A 20,539-nucleotide genomic window follows, 5' to 3' on the forward strand; every position below is an offset into this window, starting at 1 on the left:
CAAAAATAGTACATTTAGCATTATGGCAAAAGTAAAATATTATTATGACCCAGACACTTTATCATATAGAAAGATAGAGGTTAAAAGAAGTGAAAAGTATAAGAAAACTTTTTTTGGGCTACTTAGTTTTTTATTAATTGCTTTTTTTGGTTTTATAGGTTTTAGCCAGTTTTTAATGTCTCCAAAAGAGCGAGCTCAAAAGAGAGAATTAGAAAACTTAAAATTACATTATGAGTTGCTTTCAAAAAAAATGGAAGAAAGCGCTGAAATCTTAACCGATTTACAAGAAAGAGATAACAATATTTACCGAACATATTTTGAGGCTAGTCCAATACCAGAAGAGCAAAGAAAAGCTGGTTTTGGAGGTGTTAACAGATATAAACACTTAGACGGTTTTGATAATAGTTCAATGGTAAAGAAAGTAACTAAGGAGTTAGACATTTTATCAAAACAAATGGTAGTACAATCAAAATCATTGGATGAGATTGTTGAGCTAGCCAAAGAAAAAGAAAAAATGTTAGCTTCAATACCTGCTATTCAGCCTGTAAAAAATCAAGATTTAAAAAGAATGGCATCAGGTTATGGAATGCGTTTACACCCTATATTAAAATCGTGGCGCATGCATAACGGAATGGATTTTACTGCTCCAACAGGTACACCAATTTTTGCATCAGGAAACGGTATTGTTAAAAAAGCACACAGAAGTTCTACTTTTGGTAAAGTGGTTTATATAAATCATGGATATGGGTACCAAACCATTTATGCTCACATGAGTAAAATTTTAGCCAGAAGAGGACAAAAAGTAAAACGTGGTGATTTAATAGGTTATGTTGGAAACACTGGTCGTTCGGCAGCACCACACCTACACTACGAAGTGCATAAAAACGGAAGACCTGTAAACCCTATTTACTATTATTATGGAGATTTAACTCCAGAGGAGTTTATAGCTATGCAAAAGGCTTCACAACAAAAAGGTCAGTCGTATGACTAAACACGTAACAAGCTGTGAAAAATGTATGTAGACTTACCCGATAAACGATATTACAAAATAGGAGAAGTTGCAAAAGCTTTTGGGGTGAATAGTTCACTTATACGATTTTGGGATAAAGAGTTTGAAATTATCAATCCTAAAAAAAATGCTAAAGGCGATCGGTTGTTTACACAAGAAGACGTAAAAAACTTTAAAATTATTTACAACCTTGTAAAAGAAAGAGGATTTACTTTAGATGGTGCAAAACAAAAGCTAAAGAAAAACCCAGAGGGAGTCTTAAATAATCAGGAAATTATTAGTAGATTAGAAACTGTAAAAGCAGAGTTAATAAAAATCAAAAATCAATTATAATTACAAAAAATCAAAAATTATGAAAAAATGGTTAGTGCCTTTAATTATTATAGGAGTTCTAGTATTTGGAATTTATTCATGGGCGAAAGGATTTTATAATACAGCAGTAACATACCAAGAAGATGCTAAAACTACATGGTCTAATGTAGAGAGTTCTTACCAACGAAGAAACGATTTAATTGGTAATTTAGTTAAGACTGTACAAGGAGCTGCCGATTTTGAAAAAAGCACGTTAACAGACGTAATTAATGCAAGAGCAAAAGCAACTTCAGTAAATATTAATGCTGGTGATTTAACGCCAGAAAAAATGGCACAGTTTCAACAAGCACAAACAGGGTTAAGCGGAGCTTTATCTAAGTTATTAGTGTCTGTAGAACGTTATCCAGATATCAAAGCAAACAAAAATTTCTTAGAATTACAAAGTCAGTTAGAAGGAACAGAAAATAGAATTAATGTAGCACGTGATCGTTACAACGAAGCTGTAAATGTTTACAATAAGCACATTAAAATGTTTCCAGGAAACATGCTAGCAGGTATGTTTAACTTAACAGAAATGACGCGTTACAAATCAGATGCAGGTTCAGAGAATGCTCCTGATGTAGATTTTAAATTCTAAAAAATATGTCTAAAGTAGAAGATTTTCTTACTGCCAAAGAAGAAGAGGAAATCGTTCAAGCTATTAGGCAAGCAGAACGAAGTACTTCTGGTGAAATTCGTGTACATATTGAAAAGACTACCGAGGTTTCTCATTATGACCGAGCACTAGAAGTATTTCAAATGCTTAAAATGTTTAATACCCAACAGCGAAACGGTGTATTAATATACATTGCTGTTGATGACCATAAGTTTGTAATTTATGGTGATGAAGGTATTAATGCAGTTGTTCCTACAAATTTTTGGGAAACAACTAAAGAAGCCATCCAAAATCAGTTTAAACAAGGAAACTTTAAACAAGGAATTATAGATGGTGTGCTGAAAGCAGGAAAAGAATTAAAGGCTCACTTCCCTTGGACTACCGATGATGAAGATGAGCTAAGTAATGAAATATCAAAAGGCTAAAACCTTCACAGAAGGAAGAAACATGATAAGAAAATTAACGTCATTATATAAAAGAACAAACAAGTTGCAGAACTTAAAAGTTGTTCTTTTTTTTGTTGCATTTTTATGTGGACACACTCTTTTCTCACAAGGGTTTCAAATTCCTGAGACCCCTAAGTTTCAAACAAGTGTTTACGATTATGTCAACCTTTTATCACCCAATCAAAAGAGAAGCTTAGAAAATAAGCTAATTAAATATGCTGATACTACTTCAACACAAGTAGTAGTGGCAATTATAAGTTCAACCGAAGGTGAAGAAATAGGGTATTTAGCTACCAATTGGGCGCATGAATGGGGAATAGGAGGAAGCAAAGAGCAGGATAACGGAGTGTTCATGTTACTGGCAAAAGACGATCGCAAAATAACCATCAGAACAGGTTATGGAACCGAACACTTATTAACCGATTATGTTTCTCGACAAATTATAGAGTACGACATTATCCCTTACTTTAAACAAGGCGATTATTACGCTGGGTTAAACAGTGGAGTAGATGCTGTTTTTAAGGTAATGAGTGGTGAATATAAAGGCTCTAGAAAACAATCTAAAAAAACAGATTTTAGCTTTATTATCTTTATCATCATTCTTATAGTATTTTTTATCATTATTTCAAGCGGTAGTAAAGGAAACCGTGGTGGTGGAAGAGGCTACAGGAAATCAGATGTTGCAAGAGGTATTTTAGAAACCATTATTTTAAGCAACGCAGGAAGAGGCGGTTTTGGCGGAGGAAGCTTCGGTGGAGGATCGTCAGGAGGTTTTGGAGGTGGCGGTGGCTTCGGAGGAGGTTTCGGCGGCGGCGGCTTTGGCGGCGGTGGTGCTACTGGAGGTTGGTAGTAACTTCATTTATTTAGTAAAGGTTAGTTAACGTTAAAGCAATGTTGAAATAGTACTTATGCAGGGAAATTAAATGACCCTTACGTATGAAGACTAACATTAAAAGAAGAAGCTTTTTAAGAAACTCATTATTAGCAACTGGAGGACTACTTTTAGTCCCTAATTTTATTAGTTGTAAAGATGATGATATTGATGAATTACCAATTCCAGATAACTTAGCAGAGAAAAATTTTGAGCAAGGCGTTGCTAGTTTTGATCCTACAAACTCACAAGTTATTATTTGGACTCGTTATAGTACCAAACAAACTTCGGCAACCTTAATTTGGCAAATAGCAAAAGACAAAAACTTTAAAGAGGTTGTTCGTCAAGCAGAAGTAACTACCGATGCTTCAAGAGATTTTACTGTAGCTGTTGAAATTAAAGATTTAGACGCAGGACAAAAATTATACTACCGTTTTGTAAGTGCTGACGATAAAGCAACATCACCAGTAGGAGAAACCCTAACGTTTAGCGAATCAATAAGCGAAGTAAAGTTAGCAGTAGCATCTTGTGCAAACTTTGCTTACGGTTACTTTAACGTATACGAAGAGATAAAAAAATCTGATGCAGATGTTGTTATCCATCTAGGAGATTATATCTATGAGTATGGTGAGAACACTTACGGTTCGTTTAGAACACCAGAGCCTAAAGGAGAAATTATTTCGTTAGATGATTATCGTACCCGTTACCGTCAATATCGTTCAGACGAGCAATTAAAAGAGTTACATAGAAGAAAACCTTTTATCTGTGTTTGGGACGATCATGAAGTAGCAAACGATACGTATAAAGACGGAGCTGAAAACCATCAAGAAGATGAAGGAAGCTTTACTTCAAGAAAACAAAATGCGTTAAAAGCATACAGCGAATACTTACCTAACATGACGAATCTTGTAGATAATTCAATTATTTACAGAAACTTAAAAATAGGTAGTTTGGTAGATTTAATTATGTTAGATACGCGTATTATTGGAAGAGATAAGCAGCTAGAATATTCAGCATTTTACGGTGAAAATGGAGCATTTGATTCAGCAGCTTTTCAACAAGCATGGTTAAATCCGCAACGTACACTTTTAGGAGTTACCCAATTAGGGTGGTTAGAAAGTGAATTAGCAGCTAGTAATAGTACGTGGCAAATTATAGGACAGCAAGTTTTAATGGGAAAAATGTTAATTCCTGCCGAACTATTAACACTCTTAGCTAAACTATTGGCAGAAGTATCTGCTACAGGATCAGCAAGTGAAGAAACGTTTAATTTGCTTAAAACCTCTATTACAGAGTTGGTAACGATTAAAACAAGAGCTTTACAAAACGATCCTACGTTAACAGCAGAAGAGAAAGCAAGAATAGAAACGGTATTACCGTATAACTTAGATGCTTGGGATGGTTATTTTATGGAAAGAGAACGCATTTTAGCAAGCTTTAAAAGTAAAAATGTAGTGGTGCTAGCAGGAGATACTCACAATGCGTGGTATAGCGATTTAAAAGATAATTCTGGAGAAAAAGTAGCAGTAGAAGTAGCTACAAGCTCAGTATCGTCACCAGGACTAGAAACTTATTTAGGAGCGTCTGCAACAGATTTAGAAGCTGCATTAGGCTTGTTAATAGACGATTTACAATACGGTAATTTATCTCAAAGAGGATATATGAAACTTACAGTAACAGCTGCAGGTATACAAACTGATTGGAACTTTGTTGATACTGTTACCAATAAAACCTATTCAAATAGTATAGGAAAAACAGTAACCTTATAATTATATATTATAAGAACATATCAAAGGCTCCTGAATAACTCAGGAGCCTTTTTGTATGCTATAAAAGATATACGAAATCAACTAATGTTATGCTTCTTCAGTAGCAGGGGTGCTAGACTTGGATCTGTTATCTACTACCAAATTATATTGCTTAGCCAACACATCAATCTCATTAAGTAAGGTTGGGTAGGCTTCATTTTCAGAAAGTGTTGCATGTGCTTCAATATGTAATACAAGTTTTCTGTAAGTAAGTGAAGCTTCAGTACGCAACTCTTGAATATTGTTTTCTGGTGAAGCTGCTGTTTCACCTACACGCTCAATATACTTGGCAGAAAATTCGGTATTAGCATTTTTTAATTCAGCAACCCAAGTAGCTATATCAAGTAAAGAAATAGCCTGAATAAGCTCAGGTTCAGTTTCAAAATCTTTACTAATACTATCTAAAATAGCGGTTTGTTCTTGGTAACTTTTACGAGCTATATCAGTGCCATAAGTATTTACTGTAGCAAGTAGTGCGTTTGCGGCACTTATTGTAGCTTCGTTAAAATGATTAGTATAAGCACTCACAAGTGTTCTAATTCCTGTAATAGCTTTATCTCTTCTAGTGTCAAGGGCTATTATTTCTTGTGTTAGGCTGCTACCTTGTACTTGTTGGTACAAAGAATCAATACGATTAACAATAGTTGTTAATTCGTTAGTGGGGTTTGTTAATGCTAATGCATCAACATCTTGTAAGTTTACAAGTTGTAAAATATCTTTCATGTATTGTAGATATTCACCGTTACGATACCGATTTAAATACGGACTGTTCATAAGCTAATTTTTTAAATTAATACTAAATATTTATAGAAAGTGATTTGGTAACTTTCATAGCATTAGCAATTTAAGAGTATAAAAGTTTCTAAAAAAGTTAACAATTGTTAAAGTTTGCCTACTAAGTAGGTTGTGAAGATACTTATGGAGAATTTTGTTATTTAAAGGAACGTTCAGCGAGCTTCGCTGATGGTTTTGTTATGTTGAGGAATGTTCAGCGAACTTCGCTGACGGTTTCGTTGTGTTGAGGAATGTTCAGCGAACTTCGCTGACGGTTTCGTTGTATTGAGGAACGTTCAGCGAGCTTCGCTGATGGTTTTGTTATGTTGAGGAACGTTCAGCGAGCTTCGCTGATGGTTTTGTTGCGTTGAGGAACGTTCAACGAGCTTCGCTGATGGTTTCTATGAAAAAATGTATAAAAAGCCTTTTTTTTGAGAGTTAAAATACTGATAACCGTACAATTGACGTACTGAAAAAGTAGGTCACTGACCTACTTTTAGTAAGTCACTGACTTACCTGTTTCTAATTTTTTATACTTTACTTTGAGTTCAAGTAGCAGTAAATTAAGGTTTTATATTGAAATGTTAAAGAAAACTCAGGGTTATCCCTGAGAAGAATTTAAGTGAACTAGGGAAAACCCTTATTGTATAAAAAACTATGACCAACTACTTTTGAATAAAAAATTGTAATTAATTTAAGTAAAAAAAAAATGAAAAAAAGAAAGAAACAAATTGCTAACCTTTTAAAATTAGGTGTTTTCCTGTTTGGTGTTTCGTTGTTGTTATGGAGTTGTGAAAAGCAAGAAGAAGTTAATCACGGATTAGAAAATGAACATTTTGGAATTCCTCAAAAATACTTTAAAAAGAAAATAACATTAAAGGAAGTTTTATCAAATGAAGAATTATACAATGTACTTGAAAAAAACTTTATAAGGAGTAGTGAGCAAAAAAAGGTAAATGAGTTTATACCTTATAATTATATATTAAAGGTGTATACCTCACAAGGAATTTTATTTTATAATGATACGATAAAAACCTATACTTTTCCTATAATTACTAATTTAGAGAAAGAAGAACATAGTTTTTTTAATTTGTTATTTCAAGAATATAAAGGAAAATTATATGTAGGTGTGATTAAGTATACACCGTCTTCTAATTGGTTATCAAATAAAAAAGAGAAGTATGAAGGAAGTTTTGAGTTAATAGATAAAGAAGGGCGTTCCAAAAAGAGTTATGCTTCAAAATCGTCTTGTGAAACTATATTAAAAGCTTTTTATGCACCTTGTGGCTGTGGTGGAAGTGCCAATGGTCATGCTCCTTCAGGAGCATGGTGTTGTAAAGGAAGTCCTTTGTTAGGGTACGATATGGAGTTTAGTTGTAGTGGAGGAGGCAGTAATGGGGAACCTGGAGATTTAGATGGAGTAAGTGGAGGGTTAGATTCAGGAGGCTCATCAGGTTCAGCACAAACTGATCCTACGGAAGCTATTTATACAGATACAGCATTAGGAATAAACAAATCTTTAGGAGGTACATTAAGTGATTCAGAGTTAGAATGGATAGATACACATCCACTAGAGTCTTTTAAAATAGTAAACTTTATTATAGCAAATGAAGATGAAAATAAACAACTTACCTCAGAAGCCAAAACATTTGCCGAACAAGCCATTAAAGCGTTAGCGAATGGTGGTGAAGTAGATTTTGATGATAGAATTATAAATGAAATAAAAGACGAAAAAATAAAATGTTTGCATGATAAGCTAACAAAAGATGGTAATACTTTTGTAAAAGATTTATTAGCGAATTTTGAAGGAGTTTCTGAGTTTAATATTAATATTTCTTCCGTTGATAAAATATTTTCAACTAATGTTAATGATTATGTAAATGGAGAAACCTCATATACAAAAGGCGATGATATGATTTATATTAAAATTAGTGCAGATAAAATTTCTAATAATTCCGTGTTGTCGGGTATTCGAACCATACTCCACGAATATATTCATGCCGATATGTTTAGAAAGTTATATACTAAAGAAGGTATTAGTAACTCGGATATAAAAGATTTTAAAGAAACATACAATAAGTTTAAAAGTGAAAACTTTAAGCCTAATAATCTTCAACATGAAAGCATGGCAAAACTGTATGTAAATTCCATGGCTACTGCCTTAAAAGAAATACACCAAGCTATTTTGTTAAGAGAGTACAATTACTTGTCACAAGATGGTGCCAAATCACTCGATAATTTATACGAAGCTTTGGCTTGGCAAGGATTGAAAGGTCACGACGTTCAAGCATATACAGAGTTGTCAGATACTAAAAAAAAGGCATTAAAAGAAGCATTAGATATCTATTTTTATAGTTTAACCAAAAACTGTCCACAATAATCATGAAAAATTTATTTATTATTTTACTACTAACTAGTTCCTTTCTTGTGAAAGCACAAGAGGGAAAACAGGACACTATTTTTTTTAAATATGATAAAAATTATGTGCTTTTTTATGACGATTATAAGAAATGGTGGGATTTATCATATAAAGATTATGAAAACGAAATTTTAAAAAATATTAATTTAACTAATACTCAAGGGTATTTTATGCTAAAAGCAGTAGATACTCTCTATAATTTGTCTCCTAAAAAGGTCTTTTCATTAAAAAAATATGTTGAGACTAGGAAGTTTTACTATCCTGGAAAATACAATAAAATAGTAGATGTTAATATTTTAAAAAAAGAACTTTTTAATAAATATAAAGTTTTTTTTACTACGGATGATAATGATTTTATTAAAATAAGACAAAGTCCATATGAAAATTATTATCATTCATTTTACCCAATAAAATATGCTAACAAAAAAAAATACCCTAAACAAATAAAAGACACATTATTTATTAAATATGATAAAGATATCTTTTTAAAAAGAAGAAATCCAGTTAGTAGGGAAATTAGCTACTTAATTAAAGACAGAAAGCATAGATCTTCCGAATATATTCGTTTTGAGGAGAAAAATAAATATACTAATATTTCAAAAAAAACTGAACCAATTAATTTTCAAGACTTTTTAGTTAATAATTTTAATGATAAAATAGATGATTGGACATTAAGTAGTTACTTAAGTAATTATGTTATTTTTTTTGTGTGTAAAAAAACGTATATAAAAATGCAAGTAATTGATGTTATCGATGATTAATCATGAAAAATTTATTTATTATCTTACTACTAACTAGTTCCTTTCTTGTGAGAGCACAAGAAGAAAAACAAGATACCTTGTTTATTAAATATGATAAAACGATATCTAAAAGATTACAAAACCCAGTAACGAAGGAATTTTATTATACGATAAAAGATCTAGATAATAAGGAAGATATTGTTTACTTTAAAGAAAAAAAAATATTAAAAAACATAAAAATAAGACAAAAACAACAGTGTTTAAAAAAAAATTATTGAAAAGTCAGGCGCTTATTACGATAATAACATGTTTTATGATTTTGAATTATTTACATACTTTAAAAATGATGGTTATAAAGTATATTTTTTAGTAAAAAACAAAACGTTTATTGAGGTTGAAATATGGTATGAAATAAATTAGATATATGAAAAATTTATCTATCTCCAGTATATATAGTCAAGAAAAGAAAGAAACTATTTATATATTATTTGATATTAATAATAGCGAAAATACATTCTTGAAGATGGTTCTGGAAATAGCTTTCATAGGTAAAATAACTATAAATATAAAAGACTTGGTTATCAAACAAGGAGATTCTATAGTTATTAATGCCTACTTAAAGCAATACCCTACACCAATAGTTGATTAAACATAAATAAGGAGTAGGTTTCTACTCCTTATTTAAATCTATTCTTTTTATTCCGCTTACGACAATCACCAACAGCTTATGGAGTATTATACTGCTATGAGTTGGGGAGGGTTGGAAAGTTCAGATGCATATAAAGCATTAAGTAGCACAAAAAAATAGCAATACAAAAAATAATTAAAAATGAAAGATATGCAAAAAGCGATGCGAAAAGTACTAAATGTCCGTAATTTTATTTGTTTCTTTATTTATTTAATAACGATATCATGCTCTTCGAAAAAGTTATTAATTAGTGAAAATCAAATAAATGTTTTAAATGAAATTCTTCACTCATCAAATAATAATATTTATTATAAAACAATAGTTAATGATTTAGAAAAGCCTATAGAGGCTTATATTTCTAATGAAATGGAATTTCAATTTTGCGAAAATGAAGTTATAACGCCTGATGAAATATCTTTTTTAAAGAAACAACAACTAGAAGTTGTAAATTTATATAAACTACCATTAGATATAAAGGAAAAAGTAACGAGAAAAAAGAAAGATATTGAAACTTCCCATATTTCGGTACCTATCTTATTTAGAAATAATACTATGGCATTATATTATAATACTCAAAGATATGGTGGAAATTTTATGTTGCTCAAAAAAGAAAAATCTAAATGGAAAGTTATTTGTTCGAGTTTAGTTTGGATAGAATAATTAATAATGAACGATATGCAAAAAGCGATGCAAAAAGTACTAAATGCCCGTAATTTTATTTGTTTATTTACTTGTATACTTATAATGAGTTGTCATACAAGTAAAAATACTATTAATAATAAAATACCGAGTTCCAGTTATGAAATAAAAAAATTTAAATCATCAGATAACTGGATTACTATAAATGCATATGATAATGAAATTTCATATGGTAAACTTATACCTATTATAAAGATTAATAAATTATATTTTTTTAATGATGGTATTAAAACATTTAACGTAGTAGAATCAAAGCATAACATACAGATTTCTCATATTGGTAAAATACCAATAACTATAAAAGATCTAGTTGTAAAAAAAGGAGATTCTATAGTTATTAATGCCTACTTAAAGCAAGACCCTACACCAATAGTTGATTAAACATAAATAAGGAGTAGGTTTCTACTCCTTATTTAAATCTATTCTTTTTATTCCGCTTACGACAATCAACAACAACCTATGGACTATTATACAGCCATGAGTTGGGGAGGATTAGAATCGTCAGATACTTATAAAAAACTACCGAATAAAACAGCAATAGAAAAAATTATAAAAAATGAAAGATATGCAAGAAGTGATGCGAAAAGTACTAAATGTAAATAAAATTATTTATTTATTTATGTTTTTAATGTTTATAAACTGTGGGGTTAAAAAAATTTCAGAACAGCAAAAAAGTGAATATTCAACAGAAAAGTTTAAAACATTAGATTCATTAGATTCTTGGATTACAGTAAAAACTTATGATAAAGAAATTTTTGAGAATCCTATACCTGCAACAGTAAGAATTAATAACCTTATTTTCAAAAAGAAAAAAGTATTTAATGTTAAAGCTGGTAGTTTTGATATTTCTGTTGATTTTTTTAATAAAGTAGGCTTAAAAATTGAAGATTTACGAATAGAACTAGGGGACTCTATAATTATAAAGGCCCATTTAAGAGATTATAAAGGACAAGTATATTAAGCTTTACCCTTTTGTTTGGAATAAAAAAAAGATATGCTAAAAGTAACTCGAAAAAGATTAAGTATTCCTAAGTTATGGATAATAGTGTTATGTATTTTCCTATCATGCAAAGTGAAAGAGATAGGTAGTATTAATACTAGTAATTACACGATTAAAAATTATAAATCTAAAAATAGAGAAACATTACTTAAAGTAAATACTTTTGATAAAGGTTTTTATAATGAGCCAATTACACCAATAGTCGTGCTAAATAATATTCATTTTTTAAATAATAATTTGTTTAATGTTGGAGTTGGTAAGCATAATGTGGAAATAGCTTTCATAGGTAAAATAACTATAAATATAAAAGACTTGGTTATCAAACAAGGAGATTCTATAGTTATTAATGCCTACTTAAAGCAAGACCCTACACCAATAGTTGATTAAACATAAATAAGGAGTAGGTTTCTACTCCTTATTTAAATCTATTCTTTATTATTCCGCTTACGACAATCACCAACAGCTTATGGAGTATTATACTGCTATGAGTTGGGGAGGGTTGGAAAGTTCAGATGCATATAAAGCATTAAGTAGCACAAAAAAAAACAGCAATACAAAAAATAATTAAAAATGAAAGATATGCAAGAAGCGATGCGAAAAGTACTAAATGTCCGTAATTTTATCTATCTATCTATCTATTTATAACTGGTTGTGCTACTACTAGAAGTAATAGAGATTCTTCTACTTTATATTATCAAGAAAAACATAGTTCTAAAAGTGGATTTTCAAGTATAATTATCAATTCTTTTTATGATGATAAATACAAAGACAAAATTTTAGCTTTTGTAACGGTTAATGGGGTTTGTATTCTTGGTAAATATGAAAATGAAAATATACTTCCCATAGAAATAAAAACAATTCCTAATAATAAATATAAAATAGAAATATCTTCTCCAGGGTTACTACCACTTAAAATTAAAAAACTTAGAATAAAAAAAGGAGATTCAATAGTTATTAACGCTTATTTAAAAGAAGATACAAGACCAATAGTTGATTAAACATAAAAAAGGAGTAGGTTTCTACTCCTTTTTTATGCTGTTATATAGCAAGGCAGATCGTTTACTTATTTATTGTATTTAGAGTTATCTTTGTTAACATAAATACTCCAATATGAAAAAGCTAGTTCTCTTATTATTAACCATTTTATTAATTGCCAGTTGTACCAATTATGGGCAGCTTAAGTTAGTGTCTTATTTATCGGAAGATTTAAAGGAAGTTTCAGGAGTAGAGAAAAGCCAAGATTTAAAAATGCTATGGATGCATAACGATAGTGGTAATGCAGCTAAAGTATTTAAAGTTAGTACCCAAGGTAAGATATTACAAAAAAGAGTATTATCAGTAAAAAACCACGATTGGGAAGACATAACTTCTGATGACAAAGGAAACATATACATTGCCGATTTTGGTAACAATAATAACAAAAGAAAGAACTTAGTAATTCTAAAAATAAAGGAAGAAGATTTGTTAAATGGAGATGATGTTGAGGTAGAAAAAATAAAATTTTCATACCCTAATCAAACCAAGTTTCCGCCTAAAAAGAAAGACCGTTTTTTTGATGCAGAGTCTTTAATTTATAAAGATGGAGCTCTCTATATTTTTACAAAAAGTAGAGTTAAAAATAAGCACGGAAAAACAATGTTATACAAAGTTCCAGCTACAAAAGGAGAGTATATAGCTCGGTATATATCTGAGTATACAAACTGTAACGATGTTCATTGTGCAATAACAGCAGCAGCAATATCACCAGATAAACAAAAAGTGGTTTTGCTAACACATCAATCTGTTTTAGTATTTACTAATTTTAACGGAGATGATTTTTTTAGTGGAGACGTAAAAGAACACACATTCAATCATATATCTCAAAAAGAAGGCGTTACTTTTAAAGATGAAAGAACTCTTTATATAACAGATGAAGCTGATAAAATAGGAAGCAGTAAACTGTATGAGTTTGTATTAAAGGACTAAAAAAATCAGTTACCAATGTATGCACATTGATAACTGAGAGAGTTAGGGGAATCATCAACACCTAGTTTGGGTGCCTATACGTAATCAATCTGTCTAGAATATCCTGCATTTATAGCTAATAAAATAGAATCTTCTCGGCTAAAACTAAACGGAATAATAGAGCTTAAAGGTTCTTCAAATTTTTCTTCTATTTTTTGTTTAGATAATATCAAAGCTTGCTCTACTAATTTATGATATTCGGTTATAAAGTATTTTTTAGGTAAGTTTTCAAACTTAGCAACATCAAAATCATAAAACTTTGTTCTTGTTACAGCTTTGTATTCTTGGTCGTTATGTATAAATAAATAGGTAAGATCAACGTGAATAGTAGTGTTAGCACCACTGGGATCGTCTGGCCAATTATAAATTAAAAGATAAGCCCCATCAATACTAACCTTTGGTTTAGAAATTTCCTCAATCTTTTCAAAACTCGTTAAATTACAAGATCCTGTTTTAATAACTTCTTCTATAGTTTCAACTGTACTCATTATTAATAATTTAATTTTTTAGTCAAATATCTTAGAAATTTGGGGCTGGCTTTTAGGTGTTTTATAAACGCATACTATTATTTTATAAACGTTTTGTTAAAGTGGTGGATAAGGAGGTGAAATGAAAATATATAATTATTTTAGTTGGCTAATTACTTACAAAAAAATGCCATTGTTTAAAAGAAGCTACTTTTTATATATCGTCTGTACCCTTTTAGTTTTTTCAGCCTGTAAAAGAAATGATGTAGATAAAGATTTACAAGAATATTTATTAGCTGTTGATAGTATTTCTCAACAAAAACCAAAAGAAGGATTAAGAAAAATAGATAGTTTATTAGAAAAGAAACAAAATTCTAAAAACAGGGCTTTGTTGTTGTTTAGCAAAGGAGAACTTTTTTACCTGAACGATAAGTTAATAGAGGCAAAAAACATACACTTAGAAACCTATAAATTATTTACAAATCTTAAAGATGATTATAACAAAGGAAGAAGCTTAATAACATTAAGTGCTACTTGTATGAAGCTAAATGAGCTAGAAGATGCTCAAAAGTATGCATTAGAGGCTTTAGAAATAGGCGAAAAAACAGAAAACACCCGACTACAAGCAAAGGCAAATAATCAACTATTTAATCTTCATTTTATATTAAAAGATTACGAACAGGCATTGTTTTACATAAAAAGGTCTGAAGAATTATTTACCGACCCAAATGACCCTAACTCAATTATAGCAATTAAAAGTAATATTGCTGGTGTTTATTTAATGTTGAAGCAATATAACAAAGCCTTAGAACAGTTTTCAGAAGCATTAGCTTTGGGTGAGTCAGCGAAAGACCCAAAAACTATCGTAAGTGTTCTTAATAATATTGGATACACGTATTTGGAAGCAAAACGTTTTGAAGAAGCAGAGAAGTTTTTACGAGGTGCAGTAAAACTTAACCAAAAAATTAAAACAATTAACGGAGCTCCATACAAAGGTTTAGGAACCCTTTTTTTAGTAACTAATAAGTTAGATTCGGCAGCGGTAAATTACAACAAGGCCATGTCAATTTACAAAAGTAAAAACAACCTTTCAGAAGAACTAGAAATAAGAGATAAGCTAATATCAATAGCAATTCTTAAAAAGCAGTACCAAAAAGCATTAAACCATCAAATAATACGAGATAGTATAGAAGTGGTTAAGAGTAAAAAGCAAAACCAAAAACTTCTTCATTTTGCTAATGTGAACTATAAAATTAAAGAAAAAGAAATAGCATTAACCCATCAAAAAGAAATAAACAAACAAAATTGGTGGTTAGGAATTAGTGTAATTGTATCGTTGGTACTTATTTTAATTATAGCATTGTTTTTTGGATATAATAATAAGCTAAGAGCGGCTAATAAAGCTTCAAAATTAGAACAACGTTTGCTAAGAGCTCAAATGAATCCGCATTTTATATTCAACACCTTAGCGGCGATTCAGAATATAACTTTAGAAGGAAACCCAGTAAAATCATCAAATTATATAGCTAAGTTTTCAAAACTTATTCGACAAAATTTTGATTATGTTCGAAAAGAAGAAATTAGCTTAGAAGAAGAGCTAGCTATGATTTCTAATTACATAGACACACAACAGCTACGTTTCAATAATAGTTTTAGTTATCATATAAATATTTCTGAGAACTGTGATACAAAACAAGTAAAAGTACCGCCTATGTTGTTACAGCCTTTTGTTGAAAATGCTATTGAATATGGTTTAAAAGAAAAGAAATCAGGAGGAATATTGAACTTAAATATTCGAAAAACAGGTGAAGAACTGTTTTTTGAAATTGAAGATAATGGAGTAGGAAGGAAGCAAAAAAAGAGTCAAGAAAAAATAGCAAAAGATTTACACGCTACCGATATTTTTATTGAAAGACTACAGATAAGAAATAAAGGAGAAGAAAAATCTTTTACCATAGAAGATTTACACGATAAGGATGGACACCCATCAGGAACAAAAGTTGTATTTAAATTAAAGTTATAAAATGATAAAAGCTGCTATAATAGAAGATGAGTTTAATGCACTAAACACATTAACAAAACTGTTACAATACACGCAAAAAGATATAGAAATTGTAGCTAAAATTGATAATGTAGATGAAGCTATAGATTTTTTAAGCAACAATAATTTAGACTTGGTGTTTATAGATATTGAGTTGATTGGAGGAAATGCTTTTCAAATATTAGAAGCCTTAGAAACCATAGACTTTAAAATGATATTTACCACAGCGTACGATGAATTTGCAATAAAAGCTATTAAGTTTGATACAGTGGATTACTTATTAAAGCCTATAGATTCTGACGAATTAAATGCTTGTATAGAACGTTTTAGAGCGGACTTTGAAAAAGAGAAAAAGTACACGCAAGCACTAAGCAAAATAAACGAGTTTGATAAAAAAGAGGCTCAAAAAACATTGCTTATTAAAACTACCGAAGAGCAACATTTTTTACATGTAGATGATATTGTACGTTGTCAGTCAGACGGAAGTTATACGCTTTTTTATACTACAGATAAAAAAATAATGAGTGCTAGAAACTTAAAGTATTACGAAAATATTTTAAGTACACATGCCTTTGCTAGAGTGCATCAATCTCACTTAATCAATATAAAATATTTAGCTTCAGTAAGTGCTAATACAGTTAAGTTATCAAGTGGTGAAAATGTTCCTTTATCATCAAGAAAGAAAACGTATTTAAAACAGTTTTTAGAGAATTTTAATACGAATACAAAATAAGAAGTAACACATATAAAACTCATTAAAATAGCGCTAAAGTTCCATGTAGTTTTGAGGTAAATAATTGAAAGTAACCTTAAAAAACAATCATATGGGACTTAAAGAAAAAAGATTCACAAAAACTTTTCAAGAAGAAAAATATCCTGCTTTAAAACAACAAATAAACGACGCAGCAGGTTTTGATGTAACAATTGATGTAGAGTGGGAAACCATGTTTGAAGATAAGTTTTTACACTTATATGATGACAGTTATCCTAAAATTTACTTCCAACCACTTATTGATGCCTTTTCTGCCATAACTACAGATGATATGGGGAAAGAAGCATTGACAGAATCGTTAAAAAAAGTGGTTATTACCAATAAAGACGATCATCACAATCCAACGCATGCTTACACCTTTGAAGAAGGGGTTTTACAAGTAAATCATAGTCCAATTTTAAATGCAGATAAAGTTCAAGATAGAACAGATGCACTTGTTGATTTGTTAGAAAACAATTTATAGTCTAGTAATTCATACCAAAAAAATAAAATTGCTATGGAAACAGATTATATCAATCAATTTAAAGCGCAATCGCCAGCAGCTATAATTCAGGGTTTGTTTAGAGAAAAAAAGCAATTAAAAATTGCTTTATCACTAAAAAACGGACTTTATGTAGAAGGCTTTATAGTAGACATTACCAAAGAAGAATATCAAACATTTGTGTGTATAAAAACCGAAGAACAAGAAGTATTGTTTTTCGATCTTCAAGAGGTATCTGTTTTACGAATTAAGCATCCTAAAAAAATAGCAGTTTCATTATCTAAAGGAAATATTAGTCGTCCATTAGGAGAAGATCCCATAAGTGTTTTACAATTAAAAAGATGGACTCTTGAGCAAGAACCTTTGTTAGAGGCAACGATTAATTTATCATTTGAAAAATCAGCATTACAAGAAGTAAACGCTCGATTAAATTGTAAAGATGTTATTGCAAGCTTATTAAAAGCAAAACAGTTAATAGTAGAGGATATAATGGGGTTAGCAGCATGGAAAGAAATAAAAACAGTTGCTATTACTAATACAGGAACATTACAGGTAACTAGAGAAGGAAGTGTATTAAAAATTGGTATTGAAATTACTAAAGTATTGCCAAAAGAATTAGAGAATCTTTTTATTGAAAAGATAGAAAAAGTATTGTAGAATAATAAAATTATTAAAAAATGGGTCTTAAAGAAAAAAGAGCAGTTCAAACATTTAAAAACGAATCATTTCCAGCATTAGAAGCGGAAATAAATAATAAAGCAGGGTTTAACGTATCATTAAACATAGCGTGGGATACATTGGTAGAAGATAAGTTTTCTCACCTTTACAATGATACGTTTCCAAAAATATATTTTCAACCGTTAATTGAAGCTATTAAAGCAGTTAATATTGATGAAATTGGAGGGGAGTTACTAAAAAATGGATTAAAAGAAGTAAAGATTGTTAATGAAAACAATGAGCATAATTTAGAAAGAGCAATCACTTTTGTAGATGGGGTATTAACCATTAATCACAGCCCAATTATGAATGCTGACAAAGTGGAAGAAAAAACGGAAAGAATTGTACATCTTTTAGAAACGCATTTAGAAGAATTTGCAGGAAGCGAAGCTAGTGTTGAAAGTACAGAAAACCCTAATAACATTGTAGGTGGAAAGGTAGATAACACTATAAAATTAAGTTTACCTCAGTTGCACAATCAATATGTAGCTTTAGCTTTTGAAAAGCAAGATAACTTAGCTGATGTTGTTGAAGATTTACCATGGAACTGTGATATGCTTCAGGGAACGGTAACTTATGGAGACCTTACCTTTAAAATGCAAGTATTAGGAACCTACTCTCATAATGAACAATCATGGTTGTGGGCTTGGGCAAATAAACAAAGTGGTATTCCAGAACAATTTTTAGAAGCTTCATTACAAATGAAAGCTCTTGGTGAACGTCATGGAATAGAAGATTTACTATCATCAAAAATAGAAACAGAACACGATCCTGGTCATTATTTCTCATTTGTAGCAACAGGGGTAAACCAAGCAAGTTGCTATGCTCCATTACCTTTTAAGGGGCTAACTGTATATGTATTGCTATACACTGATGTAGTGGATGAAAAAGAGATAAATATTCCTGCTTTAATCTGTTCACACTTCTCAAAAACAACAACTCGTATGGATTTTGAACACAAGCACGCATTGTTTTGCTATTTAGTTCAAAAAGGATATGAGGTTGAGGTATCAGGAAACAATATCGTTGCTAAAAAAGGAGAGGATCAAATTTTAGGAATTTTTGACCTAAAAGGAAGGTTATTAAAATTGTCTAACTCAACAGTTCCAGTAGGAGCTTAAAAAAGAAAAAAGTATGTACCAATCTACCACATTATCAGAATTAGAAAAAGAACATCAAGAAGCGTTAAATCAGGCACAAAATAAAATGATGGAGGATTTGAATCTTGCTCAACAAAATGGTGACAACGATTTAATCCATCAAGCAAGTGTTCATTTTCAAAATATAGCAAAAGAATTAGCAGAACAATACACAAAACGTATTGAAGAAATTAACGAGTTAAACCTTAAAAATGTTACTGAAAACATTCAAGAGGTATACGATAATTCTAGAGCAGAAATTGATTTAAATGCTTTGGTTTATGACGGTGATCGAGATTATGTTTTAAAGTTTCAAGAAGATGAGTTGATTCAAAAAACCTTAGAAAGAATAAAAGAAAACAACCCAGTTTTCAAGTCGAGAAGACACTTGCTAAAATCAAGTTTACGATTAACAAAAATGTTAGCTCCTGTACTTCATGAAATTGGGAACCATTGTAAAGAGGTATTGAAACTAAAAGCAGATATAGAGTTTTTCGTGTATCAAGAAGATAAATTCAACGCTTCATGTTATCCGCCAGATGAAGATAAATTATACATTATTTTAACTTCAGGAATTTTAGAGCGTTTTACAAAAGACGAATTAGCTTTTGTTATTGGTCATGAAATTGGGCATGTATTATTTGAGCACTTTAACTATCCAGTAAAACATATTTTAGACGAAGGAGCAAACGATTTAGCACCAATTCATGCCATGAAGTTATATGCATGGAATCGTAACGCAGAAATTAGTGCCGATAGAGCAGGTTTATTATGTTGTAAGAGTTTTGAAGCAGCTGCAAGAACATTCTTTAAACTATCATCGGGAGTAACTTCTAATTCTTTAGATTTTAAATTGAACGAATACATTAATCAGTTTTCAGATTTAGAAGAAGTTTTAAATGACGATACTCACGATCCTTCAGATTGGTATAGTAGTCACCCATTTAGTCCACTTCGTATTAAAGCTTTAGAGTTGTTTAATAAGAGTAAGACATATGAGATATTTAATCCAGCAATTAATGGAGAAATAACAGAGGAGGCAATGGAGTTAGAAATACAGCGAATTATGTCGTTGATGGAGCCAGAAGATTTAGGAAATGAAACTGAGCATTCAGAAAAAATTCAGCGCTTTATGTTTTTAGGAGGTTATATGATTTCAAAGGCAGATGGTGTTGTGGATGACTCTGAAATACAAGCTTTGAGTAGTGTTGTGTCACCATCGGTTTTTGCTCAATGTATGTTAACCATTAAAGGATTAACAGAGCAAGACATTATTGATGAAATTATAGCGTTAGCCAAAGAGCTAGATATTGTAATTTCTGTAATGCAAAAACTAAATATTCTAAGAGATTTATCTATTATTTCTTATGCTGATGGAAGTATAGATGCTGCTGAAGTTGATGTACTTTACAATTTAGCAAGACAATTATATATAAAAACTGAATTTATTGATAGGATAATCAGCGACGCCCAGGGTGTTGACTAACAATATGATTT

Annotated in this window: 23 protein-coding genes; 21 read left to right on the plus strand and 2 right to left on the minus strand. The window is 30.5% G+C overall.

What is annotated here, in order from left to right; translation table 11 throughout:
* Nucleotides 1-22: 22 nt before the first annotated feature.
* From ACTPNM_RS04085 to ACTPNM_RS04110, 6 genes are all read left to right on the plus strand, one after another.
* A complete protein-coding gene (locus ACTPNM_RS04085) occupies nt 23-991 on the plus strand; it encodes a M23 family metallopeptidase (RefSeq protein WP_440120730.1) in 969 nt (322 codons plus the stop codon).
* 21 nt (nt 992-1,012) lie between these two features.
* Nucleotides 1,013-1,342 carry a MerR family transcriptional regulator gene (locus ACTPNM_RS04090; RefSeq protein WP_047790038.1) on the plus strand — a complete coding sequence of 110 codons (330 nt, stop codon included), beginning with the start codon at nt 1,013-1,015 and terminating at the stop codon, nt 1,340-1,342.
* Nucleotides 1,343-1,361: 19 nt separating this feature from the next.
* On the plus strand, nt 1,362-1,958 hold the full coding sequence (locus ACTPNM_RS04095; RefSeq protein ID WP_415414118.1) for a LemA family protein: 597 nt from the start codon (nt 1,362-1,364) through the stop codon (nt 1,956-1,958).
* Between the two features lie 5 nt (nt 1,959-1,963).
* Nucleotides 1,964-2,401: a TPM domain-containing protein gene (locus tag ACTPNM_RS04100; protein WP_099215775.1), complete on the plus strand. Its 438-nt coding sequence runs from the start codon at nt 1,964-1,966 to the stop codon at nt 2,399-2,401.
* Nucleotides 2,382-3,272 (plus strand): TPM domain-containing protein, encoded by an 891-nt coding sequence (locus ACTPNM_RS04105; RefSeq protein WP_440120731.1) that lies wholly within the window; start codon nt 2,382-2,384, stop codon nt 3,270-3,272. The genes ACTPNM_RS04100 and ACTPNM_RS04105 overlap by 20 nt, the downstream gene beginning before the upstream one ends.
* 86 nt (nt 3,273-3,358) lie before the next feature.
* Nucleotides 3,359-5,062: an alkaline phosphatase D family protein gene (locus ACTPNM_RS04110; RefSeq protein WP_440120732.1), complete on the plus strand. Its 1,704-nt coding sequence runs from the start codon at nt 3,359-3,361 to the stop codon at nt 5,060-5,062.
* Nucleotides 5,063-5,149: 87 nt separating this feature from the next.
* On the opposite strand, the gene ACTPNM_RS04115 is transcribed toward ACTPNM_RS04110, so the two are convergent.
* Nucleotides 5,150-5,875, minus strand: a complete 726-nt coding sequence (locus ACTPNM_RS04115; RefSeq protein ID WP_440120733.1) for a DUF6261 family protein — start codon at nt 5,873-5,875, stop codon at nt 5,150-5,152.
* Nucleotides 5,876-6,584: 709 nt separating this feature from the next.
* On the opposite strand from ACTPNM_RS04115, the gene ACTPNM_RS04120 reads away from it, so the two are divergent.
* From ACTPNM_RS04120 to ACTPNM_RS04160, 9 genes are all read left to right on the plus strand, one after another.
* Complete coding sequence (locus ACTPNM_RS04120; protein ID WP_440120734.1) at nt 6,585-8,255, plus strand: hypothetical protein; 1,671 nt, start codon at nt 6,585-6,587, stop codon at nt 8,253-8,255.
* A gap of 2 nt (nt 8,256-8,257) precedes the next feature.
* The gene (locus tag ACTPNM_RS04125) at nt 8,258-9,055 is read left to right on the plus strand and encodes a hypothetical protein (protein ID WP_440120735.1); all 798 of its coding nucleotides are present in this window, start codon (nt 8,258-8,260) and stop codon (nt 9,053-9,055) included.
* A gap of 403 nt (nt 9,056-9,458) precedes the next feature.
* A complete protein-coding gene (locus ACTPNM_RS04130) occupies nt 9,459-9,683 on the plus strand; it encodes a hypothetical protein (RefSeq protein ID WP_440120736.1) in 225 nt (74 codons plus the stop codon).
* Nucleotides 9,684-9,863: 180 nt separating this feature from the next.
* Entirely contained in the window at nt 9,864-10,382 is a 519-nt protein-coding gene (locus tag ACTPNM_RS04135; protein ID WP_440120737.1) for a hypothetical protein, read from the plus strand.
* Between the two features lie 6 nt (nt 10,383-10,388).
* Nucleotides 10,389-10,802, plus strand: a complete 414-nt coding sequence (locus ACTPNM_RS04140; RefSeq protein WP_440120738.1) for a hypothetical protein — start codon at nt 10,389-10,391, stop codon at nt 10,800-10,802.
* 78 nt (nt 10,803-10,880) lie between these two features.
* Nucleotides 10,881-11,024, plus strand: coding sequence for a hypothetical protein (locus ACTPNM_RS04145; RefSeq protein WP_440120739.1), 144 nt, complete (start codon nt 10,881-10,883; stop codon nt 11,022-11,024).
* Entirely contained in the window at nt 10,978-11,382 is a 405-nt protein-coding gene (locus tag ACTPNM_RS04150) for a hypothetical protein (protein WP_440120740.1), read from the plus strand. The genes ACTPNM_RS04145 and ACTPNM_RS04150 overlap by 47 nt, the downstream gene beginning before the upstream one ends.
* Nucleotides 11,383-11,415: 33 nt before the next feature.
* Nucleotides 11,416-11,808, plus strand: coding sequence for a hypothetical protein (locus ACTPNM_RS04155; protein ID WP_440120741.1), 393 nt, complete (start codon nt 11,416-11,418; stop codon nt 11,806-11,808).
* 723 nt (nt 11,809-12,531) lie between these two features.
* Nucleotides 12,532-13,386 (plus strand): SdiA-regulated domain-containing protein, encoded by an 855-nt coding sequence (locus ACTPNM_RS04160; RefSeq protein ID WP_440120742.1) that lies wholly within the window; start codon nt 12,532-12,534, stop codon nt 13,384-13,386.
* 74 nt (nt 13,387-13,460) lie between these two features.
* On the opposite strand, the gene ACTPNM_RS04165 is transcribed toward ACTPNM_RS04160, so the two are convergent.
* A complete protein-coding gene (locus tag ACTPNM_RS04165; protein WP_051435895.1) occupies nt 13,461-13,913 on the minus strand; it encodes a hypothetical protein in 453 nt (150 codons plus the stop codon).
* 166 nt (nt 13,914-14,079) lie between these two features.
* Here ACTPNM_RS04165 and ACTPNM_RS04170 point away from each other — a divergent pair, with 166 nt between their 5' ends.
* The 6 genes from ACTPNM_RS04170 (at nt 14,080) to ACTPNM_RS04195 (ending at nt 20,528) form a co-directional block, all read left to right on the plus strand.
* Nucleotides 14,080-15,915, plus strand: a complete 1,836-nt coding sequence (locus tag ACTPNM_RS04170; protein ID WP_440120743.1) for a tetratricopeptide repeat-containing sensor histidine kinase — start codon at nt 14,080-14,082, stop codon at nt 15,913-15,915.
* A 1-nt stretch (nt 15,916) separates the two neighbouring features.
* On the plus strand, nt 15,917-16,666 hold the full coding sequence (locus tag ACTPNM_RS04175) for a LytR/AlgR family response regulator transcription factor (protein WP_440120744.1): 750 nt from the start codon (nt 15,917-15,919) through the stop codon (nt 16,664-16,666).
* Nucleotides 16,667-16,757: 91 nt separating this feature from the next.
* A complete protein-coding gene (locus ACTPNM_RS04180; RefSeq protein ID WP_120186254.1) occupies nt 16,758-17,168 on the plus strand; it encodes a hypothetical protein in 411 nt (136 codons plus the stop codon).
* A 33-nt stretch (nt 17,169-17,201) separates the two neighbouring features.
* Nucleotides 17,202-17,843, plus strand: coding sequence for a hypothetical protein (locus ACTPNM_RS04185; protein WP_440120745.1), 642 nt, complete (start codon nt 17,202-17,204; stop codon nt 17,841-17,843).
* A gap of 20 nt (nt 17,844-17,863) precedes the next feature.
* Nucleotides 17,864-19,024, plus strand: coding sequence for a DUF6882 domain-containing protein (locus tag ACTPNM_RS04190; RefSeq protein ID WP_440120746.1), 1,161 nt, complete (start codon nt 17,864-17,866; stop codon nt 19,022-19,024).
* A gap of 13 nt (nt 19,025-19,037) precedes the next feature.
* Nucleotides 19,038-20,528, plus strand: a complete 1,491-nt coding sequence (locus ACTPNM_RS04195; protein ID WP_440120747.1) for a M48 family metalloprotease — start codon at nt 19,038-19,040, stop codon at nt 20,526-20,528.
* The last annotated feature ends 11 nt before the right edge of the window (nt 20,529-20,539 follow it).

It is taken from the genome of Tenacibaculum sp. Ill (assembly GCF_051938915.1).
In the GTDB taxonomy this organism is placed as follows: domain Bacteria; phylum Bacteroidota; class Bacteroidia; order Flavobacteriales; family Flavobacteriaceae; genus Polaribacter; species Polaribacter larymnensis.

Bases quoted from the DNA above. Each gene is read 5' to 3' on its own strand.
- ACTPNM_RS04150 (WP_440120740.1), top strand. From the start codon at position 10,978: ATGAAAGATATGCAAGAAGTGATGCGAAAAGTACTAAATGTAAATAAA.
- ACTPNM_RS04160 (WP_440120742.1), top strand. From the start codon at position 12,532: ATGAAAAAGCTAGTTCTCTTATTATTAACCATTTTATTAATTGCCAGT.
- ACTPNM_RS04170 (WP_440120743.1), top strand. From the start codon at position 14,080: ATGCCATTGTTTAAAAGAAGCTACTTTTTATATATCGTCTGTACCCTT.
- ACTPNM_RS04090 (WP_047790038.1), top strand. From the start codon at position 1,013: ATGTATGTAGACTTACCCGATAAACGATATTACAAAATAGGAGAAGTT.
- ACTPNM_RS04140 (WP_440120738.1), top strand. From the start codon at position 10,389: ATGAACGATATGCAAAAAGCGATGCAAAAAGTACTAAATGCCCGTAAT.
- ACTPNM_RS04185 (WP_440120745.1), top strand. From the start codon at position 17,202: ATGGAAACAGATTATATCAATCAATTTAAAGCGCAATCGCCAGCAGCT.
- ACTPNM_RS04145 (WP_440120739.1), top strand. From the start codon at position 10,881: ATGGACTATTATACAGCCATGAGTTGGGGAGGATTAGAATCGTCAGAT.
- ACTPNM_RS04100 (WP_099215775.1), top strand. From the start codon at position 1,964: ATGTCTAAAGTAGAAGATTTTCTTACTGCCAAAGAAGAAGAGGAAATC.
- ACTPNM_RS04175 (WP_440120744.1), top strand. From the start codon at position 15,917: ATGATAAAAGCTGCTATAATAGAAGATGAGTTTAATGCACTAAACACA.
- ACTPNM_RS04085 (WP_440120730.1), top strand. From the start codon at position 23: ATGGCAAAAGTAAAATATTATTATGACCCAGACACTTTATCATATAGA.
- ACTPNM_RS04165 (WP_051435895.1), bottom strand. From the start codon at position 13,913: ATGAGTACAGTTGAAACTATAGAAGAAGTTATTAAAACAGGATCTTGT.
- ACTPNM_RS04195 (WP_440120747.1), top strand. From the start codon at position 19,038: ATGTACCAATCTACCACATTATCAGAATTAGAAAAAGAACATCAAGAA.
- ACTPNM_RS04130 (WP_440120736.1), top strand. From the start codon at position 9,459: ATGAAAAATTTATCTATCTCCAGTATATATAGTCAAGAAAAGAAAGAA.
- ACTPNM_RS04190 (WP_440120746.1), top strand. From the start codon at position 17,864: ATGGGTCTTAAAGAAAAAAGAGCAGTTCAAACATTTAAAAACGAATCA.
- ACTPNM_RS04105 (WP_440120731.1), top strand. From the start codon at position 2,382: ATGAAATATCAAAAGGCTAAAACCTTCACAGAAGGAAGAAACATGATA.
- ACTPNM_RS04110 (WP_440120732.1), top strand. From the start codon at position 3,359: ATGAAGACTAACATTAAAAGAAGAAGCTTTTTAAGAAACTCATTATTA.
- ACTPNM_RS04115 (WP_440120733.1), bottom strand. From the start codon at position 5,875: ATGAACAGTCCGTATTTAAATCGGTATCGTAACGGTGAATATCTACAA.
- ACTPNM_RS04155 (WP_440120741.1), top strand. From the start codon at position 11,416: ATGCTAAAAGTAACTCGAAAAAGATTAAGTATTCCTAAGTTATGGATA.
- ACTPNM_RS04125 (WP_440120735.1), top strand. From the start codon at position 8,258: ATGAAAAATTTATTTATTATTTTACTACTAACTAGTTCCTTTCTTGTG.
- ACTPNM_RS04135 (WP_440120737.1), top strand. From the start codon at position 9,864: ATGAAAGATATGCAAAAAGCGATGCGAAAAGTACTAAATGTCCGTAAT.
- ACTPNM_RS04095 (WP_415414118.1), top strand. From the start codon at position 1,362: ATGAAAAAATGGTTAGTGCCTTTAATTATTATAGGAGTTCTAGTATTT.
- ACTPNM_RS04120 (WP_440120734.1), top strand. From the start codon at position 6,585: ATGAAAAAAAGAAAGAAACAAATTGCTAACCTTTTAAAATTAGGTGTT.
- ACTPNM_RS04180 (WP_120186254.1), top strand. From the start codon at position 16,758: ATGGGACTTAAAGAAAAAAGATTCACAAAAACTTTTCAAGAAGAAAAA.